This is a genomic window from Mycobacterium sp. NGS62 (assembly GCF_059812285.1).
On the sequence record NZ_JCALCK010000005.1, the window covers coordinates 273,229 to 293,087 of the forward strand.

The 19,859-nt window shown below is 67.5% G+C and carries 22 protein-coding genes; 11 read left to right on the forward strand and 11 right to left on the reverse strand.

All coding sequences use genetic code 11. The annotated features are described in order from the left end of the window. The first annotated feature begins 8 nt into the window (after positions 1-8). Genes AC5Y49_RS15735 through AC5Y49_RS15755 form a run of 5 tightly spaced genes read left to right on the forward strand, consistent with a single transcriptional unit; the run spans position 9 to position 4,952 of the window. On the forward strand, positions 9-809 hold the full coding sequence (locus AC5Y49_RS15735) for an FAD binding domain-containing protein (RefSeq protein WP_499888527.1): 801 nt from the start codon (positions 9-11) through the stop codon (positions 807-809). Continuing rightward, positions 806-1,291: a (2Fe-2S)-binding protein gene (locus tag AC5Y49_RS15740; protein WP_499888528.1), complete on the forward strand. Its 486-nt coding sequence runs from the start codon at positions 806-808 to the stop codon at positions 1,289-1,291. The genes AC5Y49_RS15735 and AC5Y49_RS15740 overlap by 4 nt, the downstream gene beginning before the upstream one ends. Next, positions 1,288-3,639 carry a xanthine dehydrogenase family protein molybdopterin-binding subunit gene (locus AC5Y49_RS15745; protein WP_499888530.1) on the forward strand — a complete coding sequence of 784 codons (2,352 nt, stop codon included), beginning with the start codon at positions 1,288-1,290 and terminating at the stop codon, positions 3,637-3,639. Before AC5Y49_RS15740 ends, AC5Y49_RS15745 begins: the two co-directional genes overlap by 4 nt. Beyond that, complete coding sequence (locus AC5Y49_RS15750; protein WP_499888532.1) at positions 3,636-4,022, forward strand: SCP2 sterol-binding domain-containing protein; 387 nt, start codon at positions 3,636-3,638, stop codon at positions 4,020-4,022. The genes AC5Y49_RS15745 and AC5Y49_RS15750 overlap by 4 nt, the downstream gene beginning before the upstream one ends. After that, a complete protein-coding gene (locus tag AC5Y49_RS15755) occupies positions 4,023-4,952 on the forward strand; it encodes a DUF1028 domain-containing protein (protein ID WP_499888534.1) in 930 nt (309 codons plus the stop codon). 23 nt (positions 4,953-4,975) lie between these two features. Here the strand turns inward: AC5Y49_RS15755 and paaK are convergent, their stop codons facing one another. Genes paaK through AC5Y49_RS15800 form a run of 9 tightly spaced genes read right to left on the reverse strand, consistent with a single transcriptional unit; the run spans position 4,976 to position 12,406 of the window. Then, a complete protein-coding gene (paaK, locus tag AC5Y49_RS15760; RefSeq protein ID WP_499888536.1) occupies positions 4,976-6,310 on the reverse strand; it encodes a phenylacetate--CoA ligase PaaK in 1,335 nt (444 codons plus the stop codon). A 15-nt stretch (positions 6,311-6,325) separates the two neighbouring features. Beyond that, entirely contained in the window at positions 6,326-7,393 is a 1,068-nt protein-coding gene (paaE, locus tag AC5Y49_RS15765) for a 1,2-phenylacetyl-CoA epoxidase subunit PaaE (protein WP_499888538.1), read from the reverse strand. A 1-nt stretch (position 7,394) separates the two neighbouring features. Next, positions 7,395-7,898: a 1,2-phenylacetyl-CoA epoxidase subunit PaaD gene (gene paaD, locus AC5Y49_RS15770; protein ID WP_499888541.1), complete on the reverse strand. Its 504-nt coding sequence runs from the start codon at positions 7,896-7,898 to the stop codon at positions 7,395-7,397. Beyond that, complete coding sequence (gene paaC, locus AC5Y49_RS15775) at positions 7,892-8,800, reverse strand: 1,2-phenylacetyl-CoA epoxidase subunit PaaC (RefSeq protein WP_499888543.1); 909 nt, start codon at positions 8,798-8,800, stop codon at positions 7,892-7,894. The genes paaD and paaC overlap by 7 nt, the downstream gene beginning before the upstream one ends. Before the next feature lie 14 nt (positions 8,801-8,814). Beyond that, a complete protein-coding gene (paaB, locus tag AC5Y49_RS15780) occupies positions 8,815-9,114 on the reverse strand; it encodes a 1,2-phenylacetyl-CoA epoxidase subunit PaaB (RefSeq protein ID WP_499888545.1) in 300 nt (99 codons plus the stop codon). Next, positions 9,095-10,024, reverse strand: a complete 930-nt coding sequence (gene paaA / locus AC5Y49_RS15785) for a 1,2-phenylacetyl-CoA epoxidase subunit PaaA (protein ID WP_499888548.1) — start codon at positions 10,022-10,024, stop codon at positions 9,095-9,097. Before paaA ends, paaB begins: the two co-directional genes overlap by 20 nt. After that, positions 10,024-10,809: an enoyl-CoA hydratase/isomerase family protein gene (locus AC5Y49_RS15790; RefSeq protein WP_499888550.1), complete on the reverse strand. Its 786-nt coding sequence runs from the start codon at positions 10,807-10,809 to the stop codon at positions 10,024-10,026. The genes paaA and AC5Y49_RS15790 overlap by 1 nt, the downstream gene beginning before the upstream one ends. Continuing rightward, complete coding sequence (locus AC5Y49_RS15795; RefSeq protein ID WP_499888552.1) at positions 10,806-11,669, reverse strand: 3-hydroxyacyl-CoA dehydrogenase family protein; 864 nt, start codon at positions 11,667-11,669, stop codon at positions 10,806-10,808. The genes AC5Y49_RS15790 and AC5Y49_RS15795 overlap by 4 nt, the downstream gene beginning before the upstream one ends. Further along, entirely contained in the window at positions 11,666-12,406 is a 741-nt protein-coding gene (locus AC5Y49_RS15800) for an enoyl-CoA hydratase/isomerase family protein (protein ID WP_499888554.1), read from the reverse strand. The genes AC5Y49_RS15795 and AC5Y49_RS15800 overlap by 4 nt, the downstream gene beginning before the upstream one ends. 93 nt (positions 12,407-12,499) lie before the next feature. On the opposite strand from AC5Y49_RS15800, the gene AC5Y49_RS15805 reads away from it, so the two are divergent. From AC5Y49_RS15805 to AC5Y49_RS15820, 4 genes are all read left to right on the forward strand, one after another. Next, positions 12,500-13,123: a TetR/AcrR family transcriptional regulator gene (locus AC5Y49_RS15805; protein WP_499888556.1), complete on the forward strand. Its 624-nt coding sequence runs from the start codon at positions 12,500-12,502 to the stop codon at positions 13,121-13,123. A 105-nt stretch (positions 13,124-13,228) separates the two neighbouring features. Next, positions 13,229-15,280 (forward strand): phenylacetic acid degradation bifunctional protein PaaZ, encoded by a 2,052-nt coding sequence (gene paaZ / locus AC5Y49_RS15810; RefSeq protein ID WP_499888558.1) that lies wholly within the window; start codon positions 13,229-13,231, stop codon positions 15,278-15,280. Further along, a complete protein-coding gene (locus AC5Y49_RS15815; protein WP_499888560.1) occupies positions 15,280-15,591 on the forward strand; it encodes an EthD family reductase in 312 nt (103 codons plus the stop codon). Before paaZ ends, AC5Y49_RS15815 begins: the two co-directional genes overlap by 1 nt. A gap of 35 nt (positions 15,592-15,626) precedes the next feature. Next, positions 15,627-16,616, forward strand: a complete 990-nt coding sequence (locus AC5Y49_RS15820) for an SDR family oxidoreductase (protein WP_499888562.1) — start codon at positions 15,627-15,629, stop codon at positions 16,614-16,616. Between the two features lie 125 nt (positions 16,617-16,741). Here AC5Y49_RS15820 and AC5Y49_RS15825 read toward each other — a convergent pair whose 3' ends face one another. Both AC5Y49_RS15825 and AC5Y49_RS15830 read right to left on the reverse strand, forming a co-directional pair. Next, positions 16,742-17,461: an RES family NAD+ phosphorylase gene (locus tag AC5Y49_RS15825; RefSeq protein WP_499888564.1), complete on the reverse strand. Its 720-nt coding sequence runs from the start codon at positions 17,459-17,461 to the stop codon at positions 16,742-16,744. Then, a complete protein-coding gene (locus tag AC5Y49_RS15830) occupies positions 17,458-17,868 on the reverse strand; it encodes a hypothetical protein (RefSeq protein WP_499888566.1) in 411 nt (136 codons plus the stop codon). The genes AC5Y49_RS15825 and AC5Y49_RS15830 overlap by 4 nt, the downstream gene beginning before the upstream one ends. A 163-nt stretch (positions 17,869-18,031) precedes the next feature. Here AC5Y49_RS15830 and AC5Y49_RS15835 point away from each other — a divergent pair, with 163 nt between their 5' ends. Next, on the forward strand, positions 18,032-19,012 hold the full coding sequence (locus AC5Y49_RS15835) for a hypothetical protein (RefSeq protein ID WP_499888568.1): 981 nt from the start codon (positions 18,032-18,034) through the stop codon (positions 19,010-19,012). A 200-nt stretch (positions 19,013-19,212) separates the two neighbouring features. Next, positions 19,213-19,839 carry a hypothetical protein gene (locus tag AC5Y49_RS15840; RefSeq protein WP_499888572.1) on the forward strand — a complete coding sequence of 209 codons (627 nt, stop codon included), beginning with the start codon at positions 19,213-19,215 and terminating at the stop codon, positions 19,837-19,839. Positions 19,840-19,859 lie beyond the last annotated feature (20 nt).

Genomic DNA, 19,859 nt, shown 5'->3' on the forward strand with positions numbered 1-19,859 from the left:
GGTTTGCGATGCATCCGGCACCGTTCGACTACCTGGCAGCTGACTCGGTCACCGAGGCCTGCACTGTGCTGAGTGACGATCCCAGCGGCACACGGGTTCTCGCCGGTGGACAGAGCCTGATGCCACTATTGGTCCGCAGGCTGGAGCGGCCGCGCCGCCTGGTCGACATCACCCGGATCGCCGAACTGCACGACCTGCGCGCCGCCGCCGATGGATTGCGCGTCGGCGCCGCCGTCACCCAGCGCGCCACCGAGTTCTCCCCCGCCCTCGCCGGCTTTCACGTTCTCGCGCAAGCGCTTCCGCGGGTGGGTAAGGTGACCACGCGCAATCGCGGCACCGTTTGCGGCAGCATCGCGCACGCCAACCCGGCCGCCGAACTCGGGGTCTGCCTGCTCGCGCTCGGCGGAAAGATCACCGCCGTCTCGTCGAACGGGTTCCGGTCTATTGCAGCCGACGACTTTTTCCGGGCACCGTGTCAGACCGCCCTGCGGCCCGGCGAGTTCGTACACAGTGTCACGTTCCATCGGCCGTCAAACGAATCCATCGGGTATTTCGACGAAGTCACGCTACGCGGCGCCGGCGACACACCGCTGATCAGTGCCGCGGTCACCGGGAACGTGGTCGACGGTGACGTCACCGATGTGCGCATCGTGGTCGGGGGTGCTGGACAAGTACCGGTGCTCACCGACGCGTTTGCGGCGGGTCTCACCTTCACCGGCGATGCGCAGGGATCCGGAGAGCATCGCCGTCGGCTGGCGGTGCGCATGGTCGCCCGCCTGCTGCGTCGGCTACGGAAGGACCTGCCGTGACCATCGAACTACGGGTCAACGGCCGCCCGACCCGCGCAGACGTACCCGCCCGGATGTCGCTGGCCGACTTCCTGCGTGAGCGGCTCGGCCTGACCGGCACCCACATCGGCTGCGGCCAAGGATTGTGCGGCAGCTGCAACGTGCTACTCGATTCCCGTTCGGTGCGAGCATGTTTGACACTGGCCGTGCAAGCCGACGGATCGGATGTCGTCACGATCGAAGGCCTCAGCCGGCCGGCTGAGCCTTCCCCGGTGCAGGACTGCCTGATCCGGCACCGCGCGCTGCAGTGCGGCTTCTGCACACCCGGATTCGTGGTGCTGATCGAAGAGCTGCTCGCCGAGGTCGACGCGGGCGCGCGGCCCACCCCGGCCGAGTTGCGGGATCGGTTGGCCGCGTCGTTGTGCCGCTGTACCGGTTACGCGCCGATCGTCGCGGCCGCCGAGGAACTTGTCGCCGCCAAGATTGTCGAGCAGAGCCGATGACTGCCGGGGCACGTCAGGTCGGTGCGGGCCCACCGGGGCTGCACCTGGCGCGGCTGGCGGCCGGCGGCGGGCGCTATCTGGCTGACGAATACGCCGCCGGCGAGCTGCATGTGGTGATCGTGCGCTCCCGCGAACCGCACGCCCGCATCACGGTGGATCCGCGGGAGGCCCGCGCCGCACCCGGCGTGCACGCGGTGCTGGTCGGCGCGGACATTCGCGACTGCACCGAGCCGATGGGGATGATGTGGAATGCCCAGATCCAAGCCGAGGCGCCCACCTGGTGCCTAGCCACCGACAAGGTCCGCTACGTCGGTGAGCCGATCGCCGCCGTCATCGCCGACGACGCGTATCTAGCGGAGGACGCCGCCGAGCTCGTCGACGTCAGCTATCAGAAGCTGCCCGCCGTCGTCGACGCGTGCCCGGACAGCCTGCCGCTGCTCTACGACGGGTGGCCGGATAACGTGTTCGGCCGCAATCGTTTCGAGGCGGGCGACGCCGCCGCGGCGCTCGGCGATGCGGCGGTGGTGGTCAGTGGCCGCTATACCAGTAGCCGGGTGGCGGGGTTGTCGTTGGAGGCCCGCGGGGTGCGCGCCGTCTGGGATATCACCGGCGAGTCGGTCACGGTCTGGACGTCGACGCAATCACCGCATCAGGTGCGCGGCTCGCTGAGTGCGACGCTGCGAGTTCCGGAGAGCCGCGTGCGGGTGCTGTGCCCGGATATGGGCGGCGCGTTCGGCAACAAGGCGTGCGCCTACATCGAGGAGACGTTGGTGGCCTTCGCGGCCCGCGTGGTGCGCCGGCCGGTCCGCTGGATCGAGAGCCGGTCGGAGGCGTTTGTCGCCACGGTTCACGGTCGCGGCACGGTCGTCGACCTGGAAGTGGGATTCACCGCCGACGGGGCGATATCGGGGTTACGGGCCACCGTGTTTCTCGACTGCGGTGCGACGCCGTACATGGTGGGCTGTGGGACCGGGATGGTCACCGCCGCCACGGTGCTCGGCCCGTACCGGATTCCCGATGCGCTCAGCGAGCTGGTGGCGGTGGTGACGAACAAGACGCCGATTGGCGCTTACCGCGGATTCGGGATGCCCGAGGCCACGTTCGCGATCGAGCGTGCGATGGACGAGGGTGCGCGGCGGCTCGGTATCGATCCGATCGAGATTCGGCACCGCAACCTGCTGCGGCCCGACGAATTGCCGTATTGGACGGCGGCGATGATGTGTTTGGACAGCGGACGCTACAGCGAGATGCTGGATCTCGTTGCGACCCAGATCGACTGGGGCCGGACGCGACGGGAGGCTGCCGAGGCCCGCGCCGCCGGCCGGCTGGTCGGTGTCGGTGTCGCATGCTATCTGGAAGCCACGAATTTTGGGCCGTCGTTGACCGCGGCGATGATGGGAATCAACAGTCCCGGCCATGACCGCGCGGTCGTTCGGATGGACGCGTCGGGCTTGGTCACGGTGTTGACCGGTCAGATGCCGATGGGCCAGGGACTCGAGACGGTGCTGGCGCAGGTCGCCGCCGACGAGCTCGGGGTGCCGCTGGAGTCGGTGTCGGTGATCTGCGGCGACACCTTGTCCTGTCCGTACACCGGCTACGGCAGCGGCGGCAGCCGCGGCGCCGGGGTGGCCGGGTCGGCGGTGATGATGGCGTCGCGCCGGCTGCGGGATCGGATGCGCAACATCGCGGCCCACCTGCTGGAGGCCGAGGCGGTGCGTGATGTCGATTGCGGTTTTGCTGACGAATCCGGACGCACGCTAACGGTTTCCGCGGTCGCCGAAGCGGCCTACCAGGCCCGGGATCTTCCACCCGACTCCGAACCCGGGCTGGAGTCGTCGTATACCTACGATCCGCAGGCGTTCGCCTTCTCGTATGGCGCGGTCGCCGCGGTGGTGGAGATCGATCGCGACACCGGGACGGTGTCGGTGCAGCGGCTGGTGTTCGGGCATGACTGCGGTGTGCAGCTGAATCCGGCCAACGTCGCCGGGCAGATCATCGGCGGGGCGGCGCAGGGGCTGGGCGCTGCGCTCTACGAACAGCTGCCGTATACCGCGGACGGCCAGCCGGTGGTCGAGTCGCTGTGGGACTACTTTCCGCCGTTGCCGGCCAACATGCCCGCCGTGGAGCTGGTGCACCTGGAAACCCCAACGCCGTTCTCGCTCAACGGCGCCAAGGGCACCGGCGAGAGTGGCGCCATCCCGCTGCCGGCGGTGCTGGCCAACGCGATCCGCGACGCGTTGGATGGCAACAGTAGCGCCGTCGTCGACACCATTCCGATCACGGCCGAACGCCTGCTGGCCGTGATCGATCGACAGGCCAGCACAACTCAACCCAAGGAGACGGTATGAAGTACGCATCGCAGGAATGGCTGGACCGGCAGCGCGAGCTGCAGCAAGCCTTCGGCCGCCGGCCCGGCGCGTCGGCGCGGGTGCAATACCGGCTCACCCAGGCGCCCGACGGTGACGACATCCGCTATTTCGCCGATGTGCAGGATGGCCGCATCGTCGACCAGCAGCTCGGTGACGACCCGGCTGCGGACGGCACCATGTCGGCGTCGTATGCCGATTCCGTCGCGATGCTGCGCGGCGAACTGGCGCCGAACGCCGCGTTCATGCAAGGCCGGGTCAAGTTGACCGGCAATGTGGCGAAGCTGGCCGCGCTGATGCCGATTACGCAGACCACCGAATACCGCAATCATTACGCACAGCTGGTCGAGGAAACCGACTTCTGAATGACCTTCTCGCTGCTGGCTCGCGACCCGGCCACCGGAGCGCTGGGCGTCGCATCACAGTCGCACTATCTCGGTGTCGGTGCGGTGGTGACGTGGGCGGAAGCGGGCGTGGGAGTGGTGGCGACGCAGGCGTTTCCGCAACGTTCCTACGGGCCTCAGGGGTTGGCGTTGATGCGGGATGACCGATCTGCGTCCGAGGCACTGTCGCTGCTGCTCGACGCCGACCCTGATCGGGAACTGCGGCAAGTCGGCTATCTGGATTCTGGCGGCGGCTTGGCAATCCACAGCGGACAGCGGTGTGTCGCGTCGGCTGGCGCGGCGACTTCCGATCATGCCGCCGCGCTGGGCAACATGCTCGACAATGACGAGGTGCTCGGCGCGATGCTGCGCGGCTTCGAGCAGGCGGAGGGAGATCTCGCGCATCGTCTGGTAGCGGGTCTGCGCAGTGGCGACGAGGCCGGCGGCGATATCCGGGGCAGGCAGTCGGCGGCGCTGCTGGTTGTCGATGGTCGACACACCGACACCCCATGGGATGGTGTGCTGCGTGACGTGCGGGTGGACGACCACCCCGACCCGATCGGCGAACTCGCTCGACTCATTGATCTGGCCGTTGCATACGACGAAGTGTCGCGGGTGGTGTTCAATCCGCTAGGAGCCGTTCTCGGTGAGCACGATGCCGAACTGGCCGCGGCTGCACGGGTACTCGCAGCTGCCGATGACGTGCTGGGCGCGAATCCCGAGGCGATGTTTTGGTCGGCGGTGTTGCATGCCCGGTGGGGGCGACGCGCCGAGGCGCGCCGCCTACTGGCCCGTGCTGCTCAGCGCAACCCGCGGCTGCCACGCTTTGTGGCGCGACTGGCCGACGCGGGAATTCTGACCGCCGACGAGGCTGCCCTCCTGTCACTCGGTCCGTCGAACGGCCAGTTATGACACGCTATTTCGCAATTTGCGTGTCATAACTGGCCACTCGCCGGAGAGACGATCCGGTGCGCCTTGCCCGCTGACCGTTCGATCGAGCCGGCCGCTACCACACTCACGATCACGCTGACGCCGATGCGATTCTTGATCTGCTGCGCCAGCGCGTCCGCGGCAAGCTGGCGGAGTTCAACCCCAACACCGCGGCGATGCTCCACCCGCACGGTCAACTGCTCGAGCCGGCCCGGACGGTCGAGCACACACTGAAACTGCGGCGCCAAACCCGGCTGCTGGAGAATCAATTCCTCGATCTGGCTGGGGAATACGTTCACGCCGCGCAGGATCATCATGTCGTCGCTGCGGCCGGTGATCTTGCGCATCCGGCGCATCGAGCGGGCGGTGCCGGGCAGCAGCGCGGTCAGATCACGGGTGCGATACCGGATGACCGGAAACGCCTCCTTGGTCAGCGACGTGAACACGAGTTCCCCGTCGCTGCCGTCGGCCAACACTTCTTGGGTGACCGGGTCGATGATCTCCGGGTAGAAGTGGTCTTCCCAGATGTGCAGGCCGTCTCTGGTGTCCACGCATTCCTGGGCGACGCCGGGTCCCATCACCTCGGAGAGACCATAGATGTCGACGGCGTCGATCCCGACGCGCTGTTCGAGTTCGACGCGCATCTCGTCGGTCCATGGTTCGGCACCGAACACCCCGATGTGCAGCGACGTGGTGCGCGGGTCGATGCCCGCCGCCTCCATCGCGTCGACGATGGTCAGCATGTAGGACGGGGTGACCATGATGGCGTCGGGCTGGAAGTCAGCGATCAACTGGACTTGGCGTTCGGTCATGCCGCCCGACATCGGGATGACGGTGCAGCCGAGCCGTTCGGCGCCGTAGTGGGCGCCGATCCCGCCGGTGAAAAGCCCGTAGCCGTAGGCGATGTGGACCTTGTCGGTGGAGCGCACGCCGCCGGCGCGCAGCGAGCGGGCGACCAGGTTGGCCCAGGTGTCGATGTCGGCGGCGGTGTAGCCGACGACGGTGGGTTGCCCGGTGGTGCCGGACGACGCGTGCAATCGCGCCACCTGGGACTGTGGCACCGCGAACATGCCGAACGGATAGTTGGCCCGCAGATCGGCCTTGGTGGTGAACGGAAACAGCGCGAGGTCGCCGAGCTCTTTGAGGTCGCTGGGGTGTACGCCGCGGGCGTCGAACGCTGCCCGGTAGTGCGGCACGTTGTCATAGGCATGCTGCAGTGACCATTTCAGCCGCCGCAGCTGCAGTGCGGAGATCTCGTCGCGGGATGCGGTCTCGATTGGCTCGAGCTCATCGGGCGATCGGGTGCTACACGCCGCGGGGCGGTCGACGATCTCGGTCATGATGTGACTCCTCGGTCAGGCGTCGAAGTCGATGGTGACGGCGTCGCTGCATGGAAGCGATTGGCAGGTCAACACGAAACCCGCGTCCACTTCAGCGGTTTCGAGCGCGTAGTTGCGGCGCATATCAACACTGCCGGCGGTGACCTTGGCGCGGCAGGTGCCGCACACCCCGCCCTTGCACGCAAACGGCAAGTCGTCGCGGGACCGCTGCGCGGCGTCGAGCACCGTGCTGCGCCGCGGCAAGCGCAGCGTGCTGGAGCGCCCGTCCAGGATGATGGTGACGTCGCTGGTGGGCCCGTCGGCGGTGGCCTCGAGGTGGTGGGCCGGTGGCGGGGCAACGTCTTCGACGAAGAACAGTTCCCGGTGCACCCGGTCGTCGGGGACGCCGAGGTCGCGTAGCACTTGTTGGGCGTCGACGACCATGCCGTGCGGCCCGCACAGCCAGAAGTGGTCGACGGCATCGATCGGAACCAGGGTCTGCAGCAGCGCCCGGATGCGGGAGGCGTCGAGCCGGCCGCTGAACAGGTCGACGCCGCGGGGTTCGCGGGAGAGCACGTGGATCAATTCGAATCGTGCGCGATAGCTGTCCTTGAGGTCGGCGAGTTCCTCGGCGAACATCACCGAGTTGGCGTGCCGATTCCCGTAGAACAAGGTCACGTGCGAATCCGGTTGGTGCAGCACGCTTGCGGCGATCGAGAGGATCGGAGTGATACCGGATCCCGCGGCGATCAGCACGTGCCGGGCGCCGCCGCCGGGTTCGGCGGCGAAGCTGCCCGCCGGTGTCTGCACCTCTACCGTGTCGCCGGGACGCAAGTCACGGACCAACCACGGGGAAAACGCCCCGCCTGCTACTTCCCGGACCCCGATCCGTAGCGGCTCCCCCGCCGGTGCGCAGACCGAATAGCTGCGTCGTTCCTCGATGCTGCCCAACCGCTTTCGCAAAGTCACGGACTGGCCGGGCCGGAACGCGAAGGCCGGTCGCAACTCGTCGGGCACGGCAAATGTGACAGCGACGGCGTCGTGGCAAAGGTGCTGCACGGCGGCTACCGACAGCGGGTGAAATGGTTGGGTGCGGGTGGTCATGTCAGATCTCCTTCACCCGCTCGAACGGCTCGGCGCAAGACCGACAACGATGCAGCGACTTGCATGGTGTCGCAGCGAATTCCGACGTCATGTCGGTGTCGACCGATCCGCATCGCGGGCAACGAACCGCCCGGCGGCGCGGAGCCAGGGTGAGCATGATCGGGCCGCTGTGACTGGGCGCGGGCCCGGGTGGGGCGATGCCGTAGGCGGCGAGCTTGCGGCGCCCGTCGTCGCTGATCCAATCGGTGCTCCAGGCCGGACTCAGCGCGGTGCGGATCTGCGCGTCGTCGAACCCGGCCCTGGCCAGTGCCTGCTGCAGGTCGGCGCGGATGGTGGCCATGGCCGGGCAGCCGGAGTAGGTGGGCGTGATGGTGACGACTACCCGGCCGTGCTCGTCGCTGGACACGTCGCGCAGCACCCCGAGGTCGGCGAGCGTCAGGATCGGCATCTCCGGATCGGTGACCTCAGCGGCCACCCGTCGCGCCCGGTCAAGCGGGATCACCATTGCCCCAACGGATGTGCCCGGGCAACGGATTGCATGTCGGTGAGCAGCGGCCCCATCGCTTCGGTGTGCCAGCCGTCGCGCCCGCTCCGACCGCCCTCAGTTGCCGGCGATGGGATCGGGAGTTCGGCGGCGTGAAATACCTGCCGGATCACCGCATCGAATTCGGTGCGCAGGTCGGCCGGGTCGACGCCGGCGCCGACCGCGGCCAGGCGCGTTTCGATCGGGTGACTGATGAACAGTTCGCCGACGTAGGGCCAGACCGCGGCGAGCGCTGCCTCGATGCGGCGCCGGGATTCGGTTGTGCCGCAGGCCAGGGTGATCAGCCAGCGAGCGGCGTAGTCGCGGTGGTAGGTGACTTCTTTGACGCCCTTGGCCGCCACCGCGGCCAGCACCGGATCACGCGAACTGCACAACCGCTGCAGCAGGGCGAGTCGGTAGGTGGCGAACACCAGCAGGCGGGTGATGGTGACGGCGAAGTCGCCGTTGTCGAGTTCGGTCAGTCGCACGTTGCGGAACTGCGGTTCGTCGCGGAAAAACGCGAGCGCGTCCTCGGCGGGAATGGGCGATCCCTCGGGTAGGGCGGGCACCACCTCCGGCTCGGCGGCGGCAGCGCGGGCGAGCAGCAGCCGGGCCTGCCCGAGCAGGTCCAGGCCGATGTTGGCCAGCGCCACCTCCTCTTCGAGTTCCGGTGCCCGAGTGAGCCATTGGGTCAGCCGCTGCGCGGTGATCAGCGCGTCGTCGCCGAGCATCAGGCAGTAGCTGGCCAGAGCCGCGCCGTCGATGCCGTCGGCCAGGCGGGTGTCCACCCCGGCCAGCGGGTCGTCGAAGCTGGTCCCGAATGCCCACTGGTCGGCGGCGTCGATGTCGACGAGGCCGGTGTAGGCCGAGTCGTGGTCAATCATGGCGGGTCCTGGCCTCACATGTACGCGACGGTGTCGGGGATGTCGTAGAAGGTGGGGTGGCGGTAGACCTTGTCGCCGCTGGGCGCGAAGTACGGGTCTTTTTCGCTGGGACTCGACGCGGTGATCGCCGCGGAGCGCACCACCCAGATGCTGACGCCCTCGTTGCGTCGGGTGTAGACGTCGCGCGCGTGTCGCAGCGCCATCTCGTCGTCGGCGGCGTGCAGCGATCCCACGTGGACGTGGTTGAGGCCGCGCTTGCCGCGGACGAACACCTCATACAGCGGCCAGGCCGGGTCAACTTGCTTGTCGCTCATTATGTTTCCCCTTGTCGGCGAAGGCGGTGGCGGCCTGCCGGACCCAGCGGCCCTGCTCGTGGGCGGCTTTGCGGGTGGCGATCCGTTCCTGGTTGCACGGGCCGTTGCCGTGGACAACGGCCAGGAACTCCGACCAATCGGGTGTGCCGAAGTCATAGCAGCCACGCTGTTCGTTCCACGCCAGCTCGGGGTCGGGAAAGCCGACGCCGAGGACCTCGCCCTGCGGGACAGTCATGTCGACGAATCGCTGGCGCAGTTCATCGTTGGTGTGGCGTTTGATGCCCCAGGCCATCGACTGGGCGGTGTTGGGTGATTGGTCGTCGGGCGGGCCGAACATCATCAGCGCCGGCCACCACCACCGGTCGACGGCGTCCTGCACCATCGCGCGTTGCTCGTCGGTGCCGCGCATCATCGTCAGCAGCAGTTCGTAGCCCTGCCGCTGGTGAAACGACTCCTCCTTACAGATCCGGATCATCGCGCGGGCATACGGTCCATAGGAGCTGCGGCACAGCGGCACCTGGTTGCAGATCGCGGCGCCGTCGACCAGCCAGCCGATCACGCCGATATCGGCGTAGCTCAGCGTCGGATAGTTGAAGATCGACGAGTATTTCTGCTGACCGGCAATGAGTTTCGCGGTTAGGTCGCCGCGGTCGGCGCCGAGGGTTTCCGCGGCGGAGTACAGGTAAAGGCCGTGGCCGGCTTCGTCTTGCACCTTGGCCAACAGGATCGCCTTACGCCGCAGCGACGGCGCCCGGGTCAGCCAATTGCCCTCGGGTTGCATGCCGATGATCTCCGAATGCGCGTGCTGGGCGATCTGGCGGATCAGGGTGTGGCGGTAGCCGTCGGGCATCTGATCGCGCGGCTCCACCCGCTGCCCCGCAGCGATGATCTCGTCGAAGGTGTCGGTCATCACTGTCCGGCGAAGGTCGGACGCCGTTTGTCGAGGAATGCTTCGACGGCGGCGCGGTGATCGGTGCTGGCGCCCAGCAGCGCCTGGGCGCGGGCTTCGCGGCTGAGCACGTCGGCAAGATCGGCGCTGGCGTTGTCGGCGATCAGGTGTTTGACGGCTTTGAACGCGGCGGTCGGCCCGGCCGCGAGTTGTCTTGCCAGCGCGGCGGTTTCGGCGGCGACCTCGGCGTCGGGCACCACGCGGTGGATCAGCCCCCAGGCGTGTGCGGTGTCGGCGTCGATGGTGTCGCCGAGGAGAAACAGCCCGGTCGCCCGGCTTGCGCCGATCAAGCTGGTGAGGGTGGCGCTCAGCCCTGAGTCGGCGGCCAATCCGATGCCGCAGAACGCGGTGCCGAACTTGCTGCGCTGCCCGGCGATGCGGATGTCGGCGCCGAGCGCGATGCCGAGACCGGCGCCCACGCAGGCTCCGTCGATGCCGGCGACGACCGGAACCTCGATGGCGTTTAGCGCCAGCATGATCGGGTTGTAGTGCTGCGCAACGGTGTCCATGGCGTGGCTGGGGTCGGCCCGCAGCGCCTCGACGTGCTCGCCAAGGTCTTGGCCGACACAGAAGTTCTTCCCGGACGCGGTGAGGGCCACGGCCCGGACGCTGGCGTCAGCGCCGACCTTGGACAGCGCCTCCAGCAGTTCCTCTTTCATTGCGCCATTCAGAGCGTTGGACGCGGCGGGCCGGTCCAACACGATGCTGGCGACGCCGTCGTCGACGGTGTAGGTGACGGTGGTCATCGGGGCTGTCCTCCTTCGGTGTGCGGCCACGAGTAGAAGCCCTGGCCGGATTTGCGGCCGAGCTCGCCGCGGGCGACTTTGTCCCGCAATAGTTGCGGCGGGTGGAACCGCTCGCCCAGGGTGGCGTGTAGGTGCTCGGCGATGGCCAGCCGCACATCCAGGCCGACCAGGTCGGTGGAGCGCAGCGGCCCCATTGCGTGGCGGTAGCCCAGTTCCATGGCGCAGTCGATCGTCGCGGCGTCGGCCACCCCCTCGTCGAGCATGCGGATGGCTTCCAGACCGAGCGCCACGCCCAGCCGACTGGTCGCAAAGCCCGGTGAATCGTTGACCACCACAGCGGTTTTGCTTAGCACCTGCACCCGCTGCCGGGCCGACTCGATCGTCGCGTCGTCGGTGGCGGGCCCGCGCACCACTTCGACGAGGCTGGACGCCGGTACCGGGTTGAAGAAGTGCATGCCCAGGAAGCGGCGCGGGTGCTCCAGCGCGACACCGAGATCTCCGATGGACAGCGAACTGGTGTTGCTGGCCAGCACCGCATCACGGCCGACGGCCTTCTCGGCGGCGCTCAGCACCGCGATCTTGTCCTCGACGCGTTCGGGCACCGCCTCGATCACCAGCCCGGCGTCGGATGGCAGGTCCGTGAGCGCGGTGACGGTGCGCAGCCGGTCCAAAGCCGTATCGGGCTGCTCCAAACCCTTTTCCGCCGCCTTGGCCAGGCCGCGGGCCACCCGCTCTCGCGCGGCTTGGGCGGCGTCGGCGTTGGCTTCGACGATCGTGACCGTTGCCCCGGCGGCGGCGAATACCTGCGCGATCCCGGCACCCATCCGTCCGCCGCCGATCACTGCCACCGCGCCACTCATGCGTGACTCTTTTCCAGAAACCGGGTCATCCGCTCGGCCTTGTCCGGACTATCGAATAACAGCGCCTGCGCGAAGTCGTCGAGCAGCGGATGCGGCGACGCGGCGTCGAGCACGGCTTTCGACAGGCGCAGCGCCAGCGCCGAGGAGCGCCCGATGCGGTCGGCCAGCGCATGGGCGGCCGACAGCGCCAAGCCCGCCTCGACGACCTCACACACCAGGCCGTGGCGTAGGGCGGACTGGGCATCGAGCAGCCGACCGCCCAGGATGACCTGCTTGGCGATCGACATGCCGACCAGGTCGGCGAGCCGATAGCTGGCGCCGGCCGCGGCCAAGATGCCCAGCCCGGGTTCCGGGTTGCCGAACCGGACGCCCGCCCCGGCGATTCGGAGGTCGCAGGCATACGTCAGTTCGGCGCCGCCGCCCAACGCGTTGCCCTCGACGGCGGCGATAGTCGGCATCGCCAGCGCGGCGATCCGATCGAACACGGCGCGGTTGATCCCGGCCAGCGCGTCATCGCGGCGCCGCATCCGCAGTTCGGCGATGTCGGCGCCGGCGGCGAAATCGGTCCCGGACCCGGTGATGATCAGCAGCCGCGGATCGCGTTCCAGATCGGCGCAGACGCGGTGCAGTTCGGCGACCATCGCGGCGTTGATGGCGTTGCGCTGTCGCGGTCGATGCAGTTCGACGACGACGCGGTCGTCGGTCGCGTGCACCCGAAGCGTGTCGAAGACCGTCACAGCTGCCAACAATAACCGACCTTTCGGTCGGTTATCAAGCCAGGGTCGTCGATCGGCGCCGTGACCGGCTTCCGCAGTGCGATGATGTGCGGTATGGCTGCGCCACGTTCGCGACCCGTCGGCCAGGTCGGACGCCCGGGCTACGACCTGGACTCGCTGCTGGCCGTCGCCGTGACGGTGTTCAACCAACGCGGCTACGACGGCACCAGCATGGAGCATCTGGCCAGCCGGCTCGGGATCACCAAGTCGTCGATCTATCACCATGTGCCCGGCAAGGCCGAGCTGCTGCGGCTGTCGGTCAACCGGGCACTCGATGCGCTGTTCGCGGCCACCCGCGAACCCGACACCACCACCGGGCCGGCGATCGATCGACTCGAGAATCTGGTCCGGCGCAGCATTCATGTGCTGGTAGAGCAGCTTCCGTACGTGACACTGCTGCTGCGCATCCGCGGCAACACCACCGTGGAGCGCCGCGCGTTGGCCCGTCGTCGCGAGTTCGATCAGATCGTCGAGCAGCTGGTGCAGGAGGCCGCCGAGGAGGGCAGCGTGCGTCCCGACGTCGACCCCGCGCTGACCAGCCGACTGATTTTCGGCACGGTCAACTCGCTCGTCGAGTGGTACAAGCCGACGCGTGGCCTGGGCGCCGACGAGCTAGCCGACGCCGTCGTCAAGGCGCTGTTCGACGGCCTGCGGGTGCCGTCCTCCGGCCACCGCTGACGCTTTCGGGTTCCGGCGCGGTTGCCGCGCCCCTTGACGCCGACCCGCTCCGGCTGCCAGGCTGATAACCGAACGAACGGACGGTTGGGAAAGGATGGCGGTCGGATGGCGGCGTTGTTGCAGAGTTATGTGAACGGGCAGTGGAGCACCGCGCCGGATGACGGCGTCACCCTTGCCGACGCTGCGACCGGCGAGGCGGTGGCGCGGTTTTCGACGCAGGGCCTCGATTTCGCCGCGGTCGTCGATTACGGCAGGCGCGTGGGCGGGCCGTCGTTGCGGGAGCTCACCTTCCATCAACGGGCCGCCCTGCTCAAGCAGCTCGGCAAGCAGTTGATGGCCGACAAGGAGCAGTTCTATCCGCTGTCGTTTGCGACGGGCGCGACGGCGCGTGACTCGGCCATCGACGTCGACGGCGGTATCGGCACGTTGCTCAGCTACGCGAGCAAGGGCACCCGCGAGCTGCCCAACGACACCATCTATTTGGATGGCCCGACCGAAAGCATCGGCCGGGCAGGCACATTCAGCGCCCAGCACATCTACACCTCGCGGCTCGGGGTCGCGGTGCAGATCAACGCGTTCAACTTCCCGGTCTGGGGCATGTTGGAGAAGCTGGCGCCGGCGTTCCTGGCCGGTGTCCCCACCATCGTCAAACCCGCCCACCAGACGGCGTATCTGACCGAACTGGTGGTGCGCCACATCATCGACACCGGGCTACTGCCGGAAGGCTCGCTGCAGTTGGTGTGCGCCAGCCCGCACGGATTGCTCGACCAACTCGACGAGCAGGACCTCGTCGCGTTCACCGGCTCGGCGAGCACGGCGGCGGCGCTGCGCGCGCACCCGAACGTCGTCGGCGCCGGAGTGCGGTTCAACGCCGAAGCCGATTCGCTGAATTGCGCGATCCTGGGACCTGACGCCACGCCAGATACCCCCGAATTCGCGCTCTACATCAAGCAACTCGTGACCGAGATGACCGCCAAGGCCGGGCAGAAGTGCACCGCGATCCGCCGCGCCCTGGTGCCCCGGGATTTGGTCGACGACGTAGTGGCGGCCGCCAAGGACCGGTTGGCGACGGTGGTGGTTGGCAAGCCGGATGCCGAGGGCGTGACGATGGGCCCGCTGGCCAGCATCGCCCAGCGTGAGGAAGTGCTGCGCTCGTTAAAGAGCCTGACCGATGCCGCCACCGTGGTCAGCGGCGATCCGGACAACTTCGCGGTTGAGGGCGCCGACGCCGATCGCGGCGCCTTCATGCCGCCGCTGCTGTTGCGCGCTGACAACGGTGCCGCCGCCGCGCTGCACGACGTGGAGGCGTTCGGCCCGGTCAGCACCGTCATCGGTTACCGCGATGCCGACGAGGCGGTCGCGCTGGCCGCCCGCGGCCGCGGCAGCCTGGTCGGGTCGGTGGTCACCCACGACCCCGAGGTGGCGCGCCGGGTGGTGCTGGGCATCGCGCCGTATCACGGCCGGATGCTGGTGTTGGACCGCGACGACGCCAAGGAGTCCACCGGACACGGGTCGCCGCTGCCGACCCTGGTGCACGGCGGGCCCGGGCGCGCCGGCGGCGGTGAGGAACTCGGCGGGATCCGCGGCGTGCTGCACCACATGCAGCGCAGCGCCGTGCAGGCCTCCCCCGAGATGCTGACCGCCATCACCGGGCGGTGGACGGCTGGTGCCGCTCGCGACGTCGGCGACGTCCATCCATTCCGGAAACACTTGGAGGAGTTGCGGATCGGCGACACCATCGTTGGTGGCCCGCGCACGGTGACGCTGGAGGACATCGAGCATTTCGCCGAGTTCACCGGCGATACGTTCTACGCGCACACCGATCCCGAAGCGGCAGCGGCCAATCCGTTGTTCGGCGGTATCGTCGCGCACGGCTACCTGGTGGTGTCGCTGGCGGCGGGCCTGTTCGTCGAGCCCAACCCCGGCCCGGTGCTGGCCAACTTCGGGGTCGACGGGCTGCGGTTCCTCACCCCGGTCAAGGCGGGCGACGCGTTGACCGTCACGCTGACCGCCAAACAGCTCACCCCGCGAATCTCCGCCGACTACGGCGAAGTCCGGTGGGATGCCGTGGTCACCAACCAGGATGACTCGCCGGTGGCGACCTACGACGTGTTGACGTTGGTGGCCAAGCAGCCCGTTAACCCCGAGGAGCACTGATGCATGTCGTGTCCGTCTGCTACGGCCAGCCCACAAACCCGGCCGCATTCGACGACTATTACGCCGCTACCCACACGTCGCTGGCGTTGAAAGTGCCGGGGCTGGTGAGCTTTACCACCGGCACGTGCCGGTCGCTGGATCGCTCCGAGCCGCCGTATTACATGGTGGCCCGGCTGGGCTTCGAGACCGCCGAGTCGCTCAAGGCCGGGCTGACCTCGTCGGAGATGCGCGCCGCCGGCGCCGATGTCGCCAACTTCGCGACCGGCGGAGTGACGATGTACGTCCAGGAGGAGAACGTCATCCTCAGCTGATCACCGAATCATTCGACACTACAAAGGAAGTCAGCATGACGTTGCCGTCTGACCCGTCGTTCCTGGTCTTCGGTGCTGCCGGGCACATTGGTGGCCCCTGCGCGCAGTGGCTCGCCGAGCGCCACCCGACGGCCAAAATCCGCGTGGTCTCGAGCCGGCCAGAGATGGCCGACGAGCTGGCGACGATGCACCCGGGTGCCGAGGTCATGATCGCCGACTATTTGAACGCCGATGACATGGTCGCGGCATTCGAGGGAATCGATGCGGCCTTCGTTGTCACTCCGGATTTCCTGGACGAGCAGGCCGCGATGGCCAATGTGGCCGAGGCGATCGAGGCATCGGGGAGGCTGGTGCGGCTCATCCGGTTGATCGGTGACCCGCCCGGGCTGCGCGACGAATCGGAAGTCACCCCGTTGCCGGGCTTCGACGGCGAGAAGACCAATGTGCAGCATCTGCGGGCGCGCAAGGTGTTAACGGGTGCCGGCGTGCCGGTGGTCTACGCCAATGTGCCGGGGTGGTTCTTCGAGGACTTCTCGGGGTTTCTGCTGGAGCCCATCCGCGACAAGCAGACCTTCGTGATGGCCGCCGACCGGCCGATGAATTTCATTGCCACCCGCGACATCGGCCGTTGCGTTGCTGAGCTGCTGCTGGATCCGTCGCTGACCGAGGTTGGCGAGACCGTTCATCTGGAGAACGGCATCGACGACTTGGTCAGGTTCAGCACAATCCCGCAGATGATGAGCGAGGCGTGGGGTGTGCCGATTAGCTACGACGGCAGCGACGAGGCGTTTCTGCGCGAACTCGGCGCCGGGCTGCGCAAGTACTACCGCCGCGACGACGCCGCCGAGTACATCCTCACCTACTGTCACCACGAGGTTCCCTTCATCGAAGAGCTGCTGAAAAGCGGCAACAGCTTGCACGGCACCGAACGCCACTTCACCCCGGAGATGCTTGGTTTTGAGGCGCTGCCGTTGACGTCGTGGTTGCGCGAGATGAAGGATGTGTTTGTTCCGGCGGGGAGCTGATGCTGCGGTCGGCCGCCGTCGGCACCACATCCGTCCCACCAGTCACGCGACCAAACCACCATGCGAAATGCCCGCCTCAGAGCGACTTTCAGCGACACACCAGGTAGCTGGCTCGAGGTGAGGCACTAGCGCCAGGCAGGCGGCAGTGGGACTTTCAGTAAAGCCGCCGCCGCTCGCACCGCGGAACAATGGAGCGGGTTCTCGGCGGACAAATCTGTGATCGATACATCTACCGGTACGTGACCGTAGATTGCCCAGCATCGCTCGCTGGAATCGATCCTCGACCAGTAGGCAATACCGTCTACCTCCGGATGCAGCTCATGCAGTGCGCGCGAGACGGCCTGCGTGATGGGGCGGCCGACATCTCCGCCCAGCCGAATAAGTCCCGCGTCGAGATGAACCGAGTCAGGACCGTCGCGAAGCGGGGAATTCTCGATCGCCTCACGCACCAGCGGGTGGGCGTCCAGCTCGACCAAGAGGTCAGCGGCTTCGATGTCGACTAGAAGCGGCTGCGGTGTCACCAGAGTTACTTGGCCGAGACGCTGTTTGGCAAGCCAGTCCGCGACGGCCGAAACCGTTGGCATCGATGGGTCAGCGTCTGCGCCAACGAACTCCACCGCAGCGAGAAGTTCGTCAGCAGCCGAATTCGGCCGGAACCGCGCCATAGTCTCGACGAGGCAGCCCCGAAGGTTCTCCGCGGTATACCGCATCAAGAAACTTCCGTGCGGATCATCAAACCTGTTGCGCCCGGGACCCTCATGCCGCAGCTGCGGAAGCGCCTCGGGCGCAGGGTGCACCCGGACCGCGCCCGAACCAGGCAACGGCACAGGAAGCAGACTGGTCACCCTTCGAGAAATGCTCGTGCTGCCGCGAGCACCGCCTGTTCGCCTTCATCGACGGGCTGGGTGGCGAGCACAACCAATGGTGCTTCGTCGTCGAGTTGAGGATTGGACGACCTGAGAAATGCAGCCGCTACCGTCGGGCTATAGATGGATTCGATCGCCTTGACCACCCGAAACAACACGGCAAGTCGGCTGGCGACGTCATGCTCGCGGGGCTCGGCCCGACGGTCGACCCAGTTGCGAACGGTGCGGGCATCTCGCAGCCCCAGAGCGGCGGTGGTGTAGCGCACCCCCACCGACCCAACCAGGTGACGAGCCTGAGCCCATGCCGGCGTCAACACGGACTCCTTGTATGCCGCCTCCCACGCGTCCGCGACAGCAGACGAGGGATGCACCACAGCGCTGTCCATCAGGTACCTCCTAACTGCACTCCTAACGCTACCACTCATGCACATACTGCCAGTAGCGCAGCCGAATCAGGTCGTGCGGACGGGCCGCCCGGGTCGGCGCGCGCCGTGACGTGTCGGTGCCGGGTGTTACAGATATTGGCAACACGTCGAGATGGAGGTAGTCATGACGCACAGCGCGCCGGTAGAGATCGTCAGGGACCAGCTCGTGTTAGGTCCGGTGACGGTGAATTTTCAGCGGACGCTGCGGATCCCCGAGACGGGTTTGCATCCGCTGCCGCCGGGTCTGGGCCGGTTTCCGTTGCGGCGAGTCGCGGACTACCCCGACACCGCACCAGCGGAGTGGCTTTCTCGTGGCGGGGTCATGCTGCCGATCTACCAGCGCGAAGCAATGTGGCTGTCGTTCAACGCCTCCGAGCCCACTGCTTTGCAGGTTGGCGTCGGCAAGGTATGCGCGGTCAGCGGCTTGCCGTGGATCGAGCACCTTGTCAAGGACCCGCAGAATTACGTTGCGCTGCCCCGCCAGCCGTGGCTGGACGGTATCAACGCGGGCGATGGGTTCATCCGTCAGTTCGTTGCCGTGCCGCTCGGTTTGGGCGCCACAGTCGAAGGGCAGGTCACCGGTGAGGAGACCCGTGGTGGAGTCCAGTTACGGGCCGTGGGTCTGACCGAACAGGCGCTTGCGGCGTGGCACGCCGCCCAGGCAGCGCGGACTGCGTGCTGCGATGGCCTGGCGACGGACGGCGGCCCGCTCCCGGCGCCCTCGGCGAGCATGGGTCTGGGTGCCGGCGGTCGGATGCGCCAGGAGGTGTACGCCGACGACCGCCAGCTCGCTGACTACGACGAGAGCGGTGCCCGGCGGGTGTTCGTCCACTTGTGCTCGGCCGCGCAGTGGGCTGCCATCACTGGAGAGGTGCCACCCCCGACCCCCGTCGATCGGGACGCCTATGTCGAGGCCGGGCTGCCTTGGTTCGACTACTACGACGCCGACGCCCAGGACCTGGCCGCGGCCCAGGAGCTGGCGAACGTCAAGAGTGTCGGCGACGTACTCGGGCATCACGAAAAGCCGTTCGTTCCCGTCGATCCCACGAAGGTGGTCACCCTGAAAGGGGCGCCCGGCACAGTTGTCGCCGATGGTGATTGGTAGGCGGCCAGCGGCAAAGCGCGGGGGACCGCGAAGATCGCAGGCCAATGCGCGAACTCGGAGCGCTTTGTGAGCGCTGAAAGGGTTGGATCGGCGACGCGCAGCCGCCGTGGTCTGAAGATTCCCTGGAGAGGAGCGAAATCGGCGCATCATGATGGAGCGCGGTCAGGCCCTCAATGAGGAAGAACGGACGGAAGGCGTTCATGAGTGAGTTCACCTCCGACGATCAGTGGCGATCGTTCCAGACCTTCGTCGCGGCGTACCTCGCGGGGATGTTGCACCCCCGGGACGTCTTCACTATCTCGCGGAGGTCTGCGGTGATGCCGCCTCTCGTCGAATTCCGGTGCGATGCCGCCGATCGCCTGTGGTTAAGTCTCGGTGCGCTGTCATGGAGCGACGACGATGGCGCGGCCGTACAAGTTCCGCGGGAGGAACCGAACCAAGTCGCCGCGCATACGGTGCATGTGCTCCGTGATCTCGCGCACCTGAACGACCCGGGCGAGCTGCGCCTCAGTGGCAGCGGCCCCGCCAGTTCAGTGGCTGTACTCGCAAGAGCCGGATTCATGAGCGGTGATGGCAGCGACCCGGCAAGGAAGGCTGCGCAACAAGCGAGGATGTCGGCCGACATCGATACCGAGGATGACGCCATCGATGCAGCGGCTCGAGCGGTCGGCGGCCAGGCCTTCGCCGCGACCAAGAGCGGTTCGATCGCCTCCATCGCCTTTGCAGGTGAGTTGGCACGTCTCCGAAGTTGGGTTGATCCATTCAGTCCGACGCCAAAGACGGGCACCTTGGTCGGCGGCGGCTCACCGACGGAAACCGAGGAGTGAGGGTAAGCGCCACGCCGGTG

What these genes read in the sequence shown, in the direction of transcription:
- AC5Y49_RS15735 (WP_499888527.1), top strand. Translation starts at nt 9, where the DNA reads ATGCATCCGGCACCGTTCGACTACCTGGCAGCTGACTCGGTCACCGAG.
- AC5Y49_RS15745 (WP_499888530.1), top strand. Translation starts at nt 1,288, where the DNA reads ATGACTGCCGGGGCACGTCAGGTCGGTGCGGGCCCACCGGGGCTGCAC.
- AC5Y49_RS15750 (WP_499888532.1), top strand. Translation starts at nt 3,636, where the DNA reads ATGAAGTACGCATCGCAGGAATGGCTGGACCGGCAGCGCGAGCTGCAG.
- AC5Y49_RS15755 (WP_499888534.1), top strand. Translation starts at nt 4,023, where the DNA reads ATGACCTTCTCGCTGCTGGCTCGCGACCCGGCCACCGGAGCGCTGGGC.
- paaK (WP_499888536.1), bottom strand. Translation starts at nt 6,310, where the DNA reads ATGACCGAGATCGTCGACCGCCCCGCGGCGTGTAGCACCCGATCGCCC.
- paaE (WP_499888538.1), bottom strand. Translation starts at nt 7,393, where the DNA reads ATGACCACCCGCACCCAACCATTTCACCCGCTGTCGGTAGCCGCCGTG.
- paaD (WP_499888541.1), bottom strand. Translation starts at nt 7,898, where the DNA reads ATGGTGATCCCGCTTGACCGGGCGCGACGGGTGGCCGCTGAGGTCACC.
- paaC (WP_499888543.1), bottom strand. Translation starts at nt 8,800, where the DNA reads ATGATTGACCACGACTCGGCCTACACCGGCCTCGTCGACATCGACGCC.
- paaB (WP_499888545.1), bottom strand. Translation starts at nt 9,114, where the DNA reads ATGAGCGACAAGCAAGTTGACCCGGCCTGGCCGCTGTATGAGGTGTTC.
- paaA (WP_499888548.1), bottom strand. Translation starts at nt 10,024, where the DNA reads ATGACCGACACCTTCGACGAGATCATCGCTGCGGGGCAGCGGGTGGAG.
- AC5Y49_RS15790 (WP_499888550.1), bottom strand. Translation starts at nt 10,809, where the DNA reads ATGACCACCGTCACCTACACCGTCGACGACGGCGTCGCCAGCATCGTG.
- AC5Y49_RS15795 (WP_499888552.1), bottom strand. Translation starts at nt 11,669, where the DNA reads ATGAGTGGCGCGGTGGCAGTGATCGGCGGCGGACGGATGGGTGCCGGG.
- AC5Y49_RS15805 (WP_499888556.1), top strand. Translation starts at nt 12,500, where the DNA reads ATGGCTGCGCCACGTTCGCGACCCGTCGGCCAGGTCGGACGCCCGGGC.
- paaZ (WP_499888558.1), top strand. Translation starts at nt 13,229, where the DNA reads ATGGCGGCGTTGTTGCAGAGTTATGTGAACGGGCAGTGGAGCACCGCG.
- AC5Y49_RS15815 (WP_499888560.1), top strand. Translation starts at nt 15,280, where the DNA reads ATGCATGTCGTGTCCGTCTGCTACGGCCAGCCCACAAACCCGGCCGCA.
- AC5Y49_RS15820 (WP_499888562.1), top strand. Translation starts at nt 15,627, where the DNA reads ATGACGTTGCCGTCTGACCCGTCGTTCCTGGTCTTCGGTGCTGCCGGG.
- AC5Y49_RS15830 (WP_499888566.1), bottom strand. Translation starts at nt 17,868, where the DNA reads ATGGACAGCGCTGTGGTGCATCCCTCGTCTGCTGTCGCGGACGCGTGG.
- AC5Y49_RS15835 (WP_499888568.1), top strand. Translation starts at nt 18,032, where the DNA reads ATGACGCACAGCGCGCCGGTAGAGATCGTCAGGGACCAGCTCGTGTTA.
- AC5Y49_RS15840 (WP_499888572.1), top strand. Translation starts at nt 19,213, where the DNA reads ATGAGTGAGTTCACCTCCGACGATCAGTGGCGATCGTTCCAGACCTTC.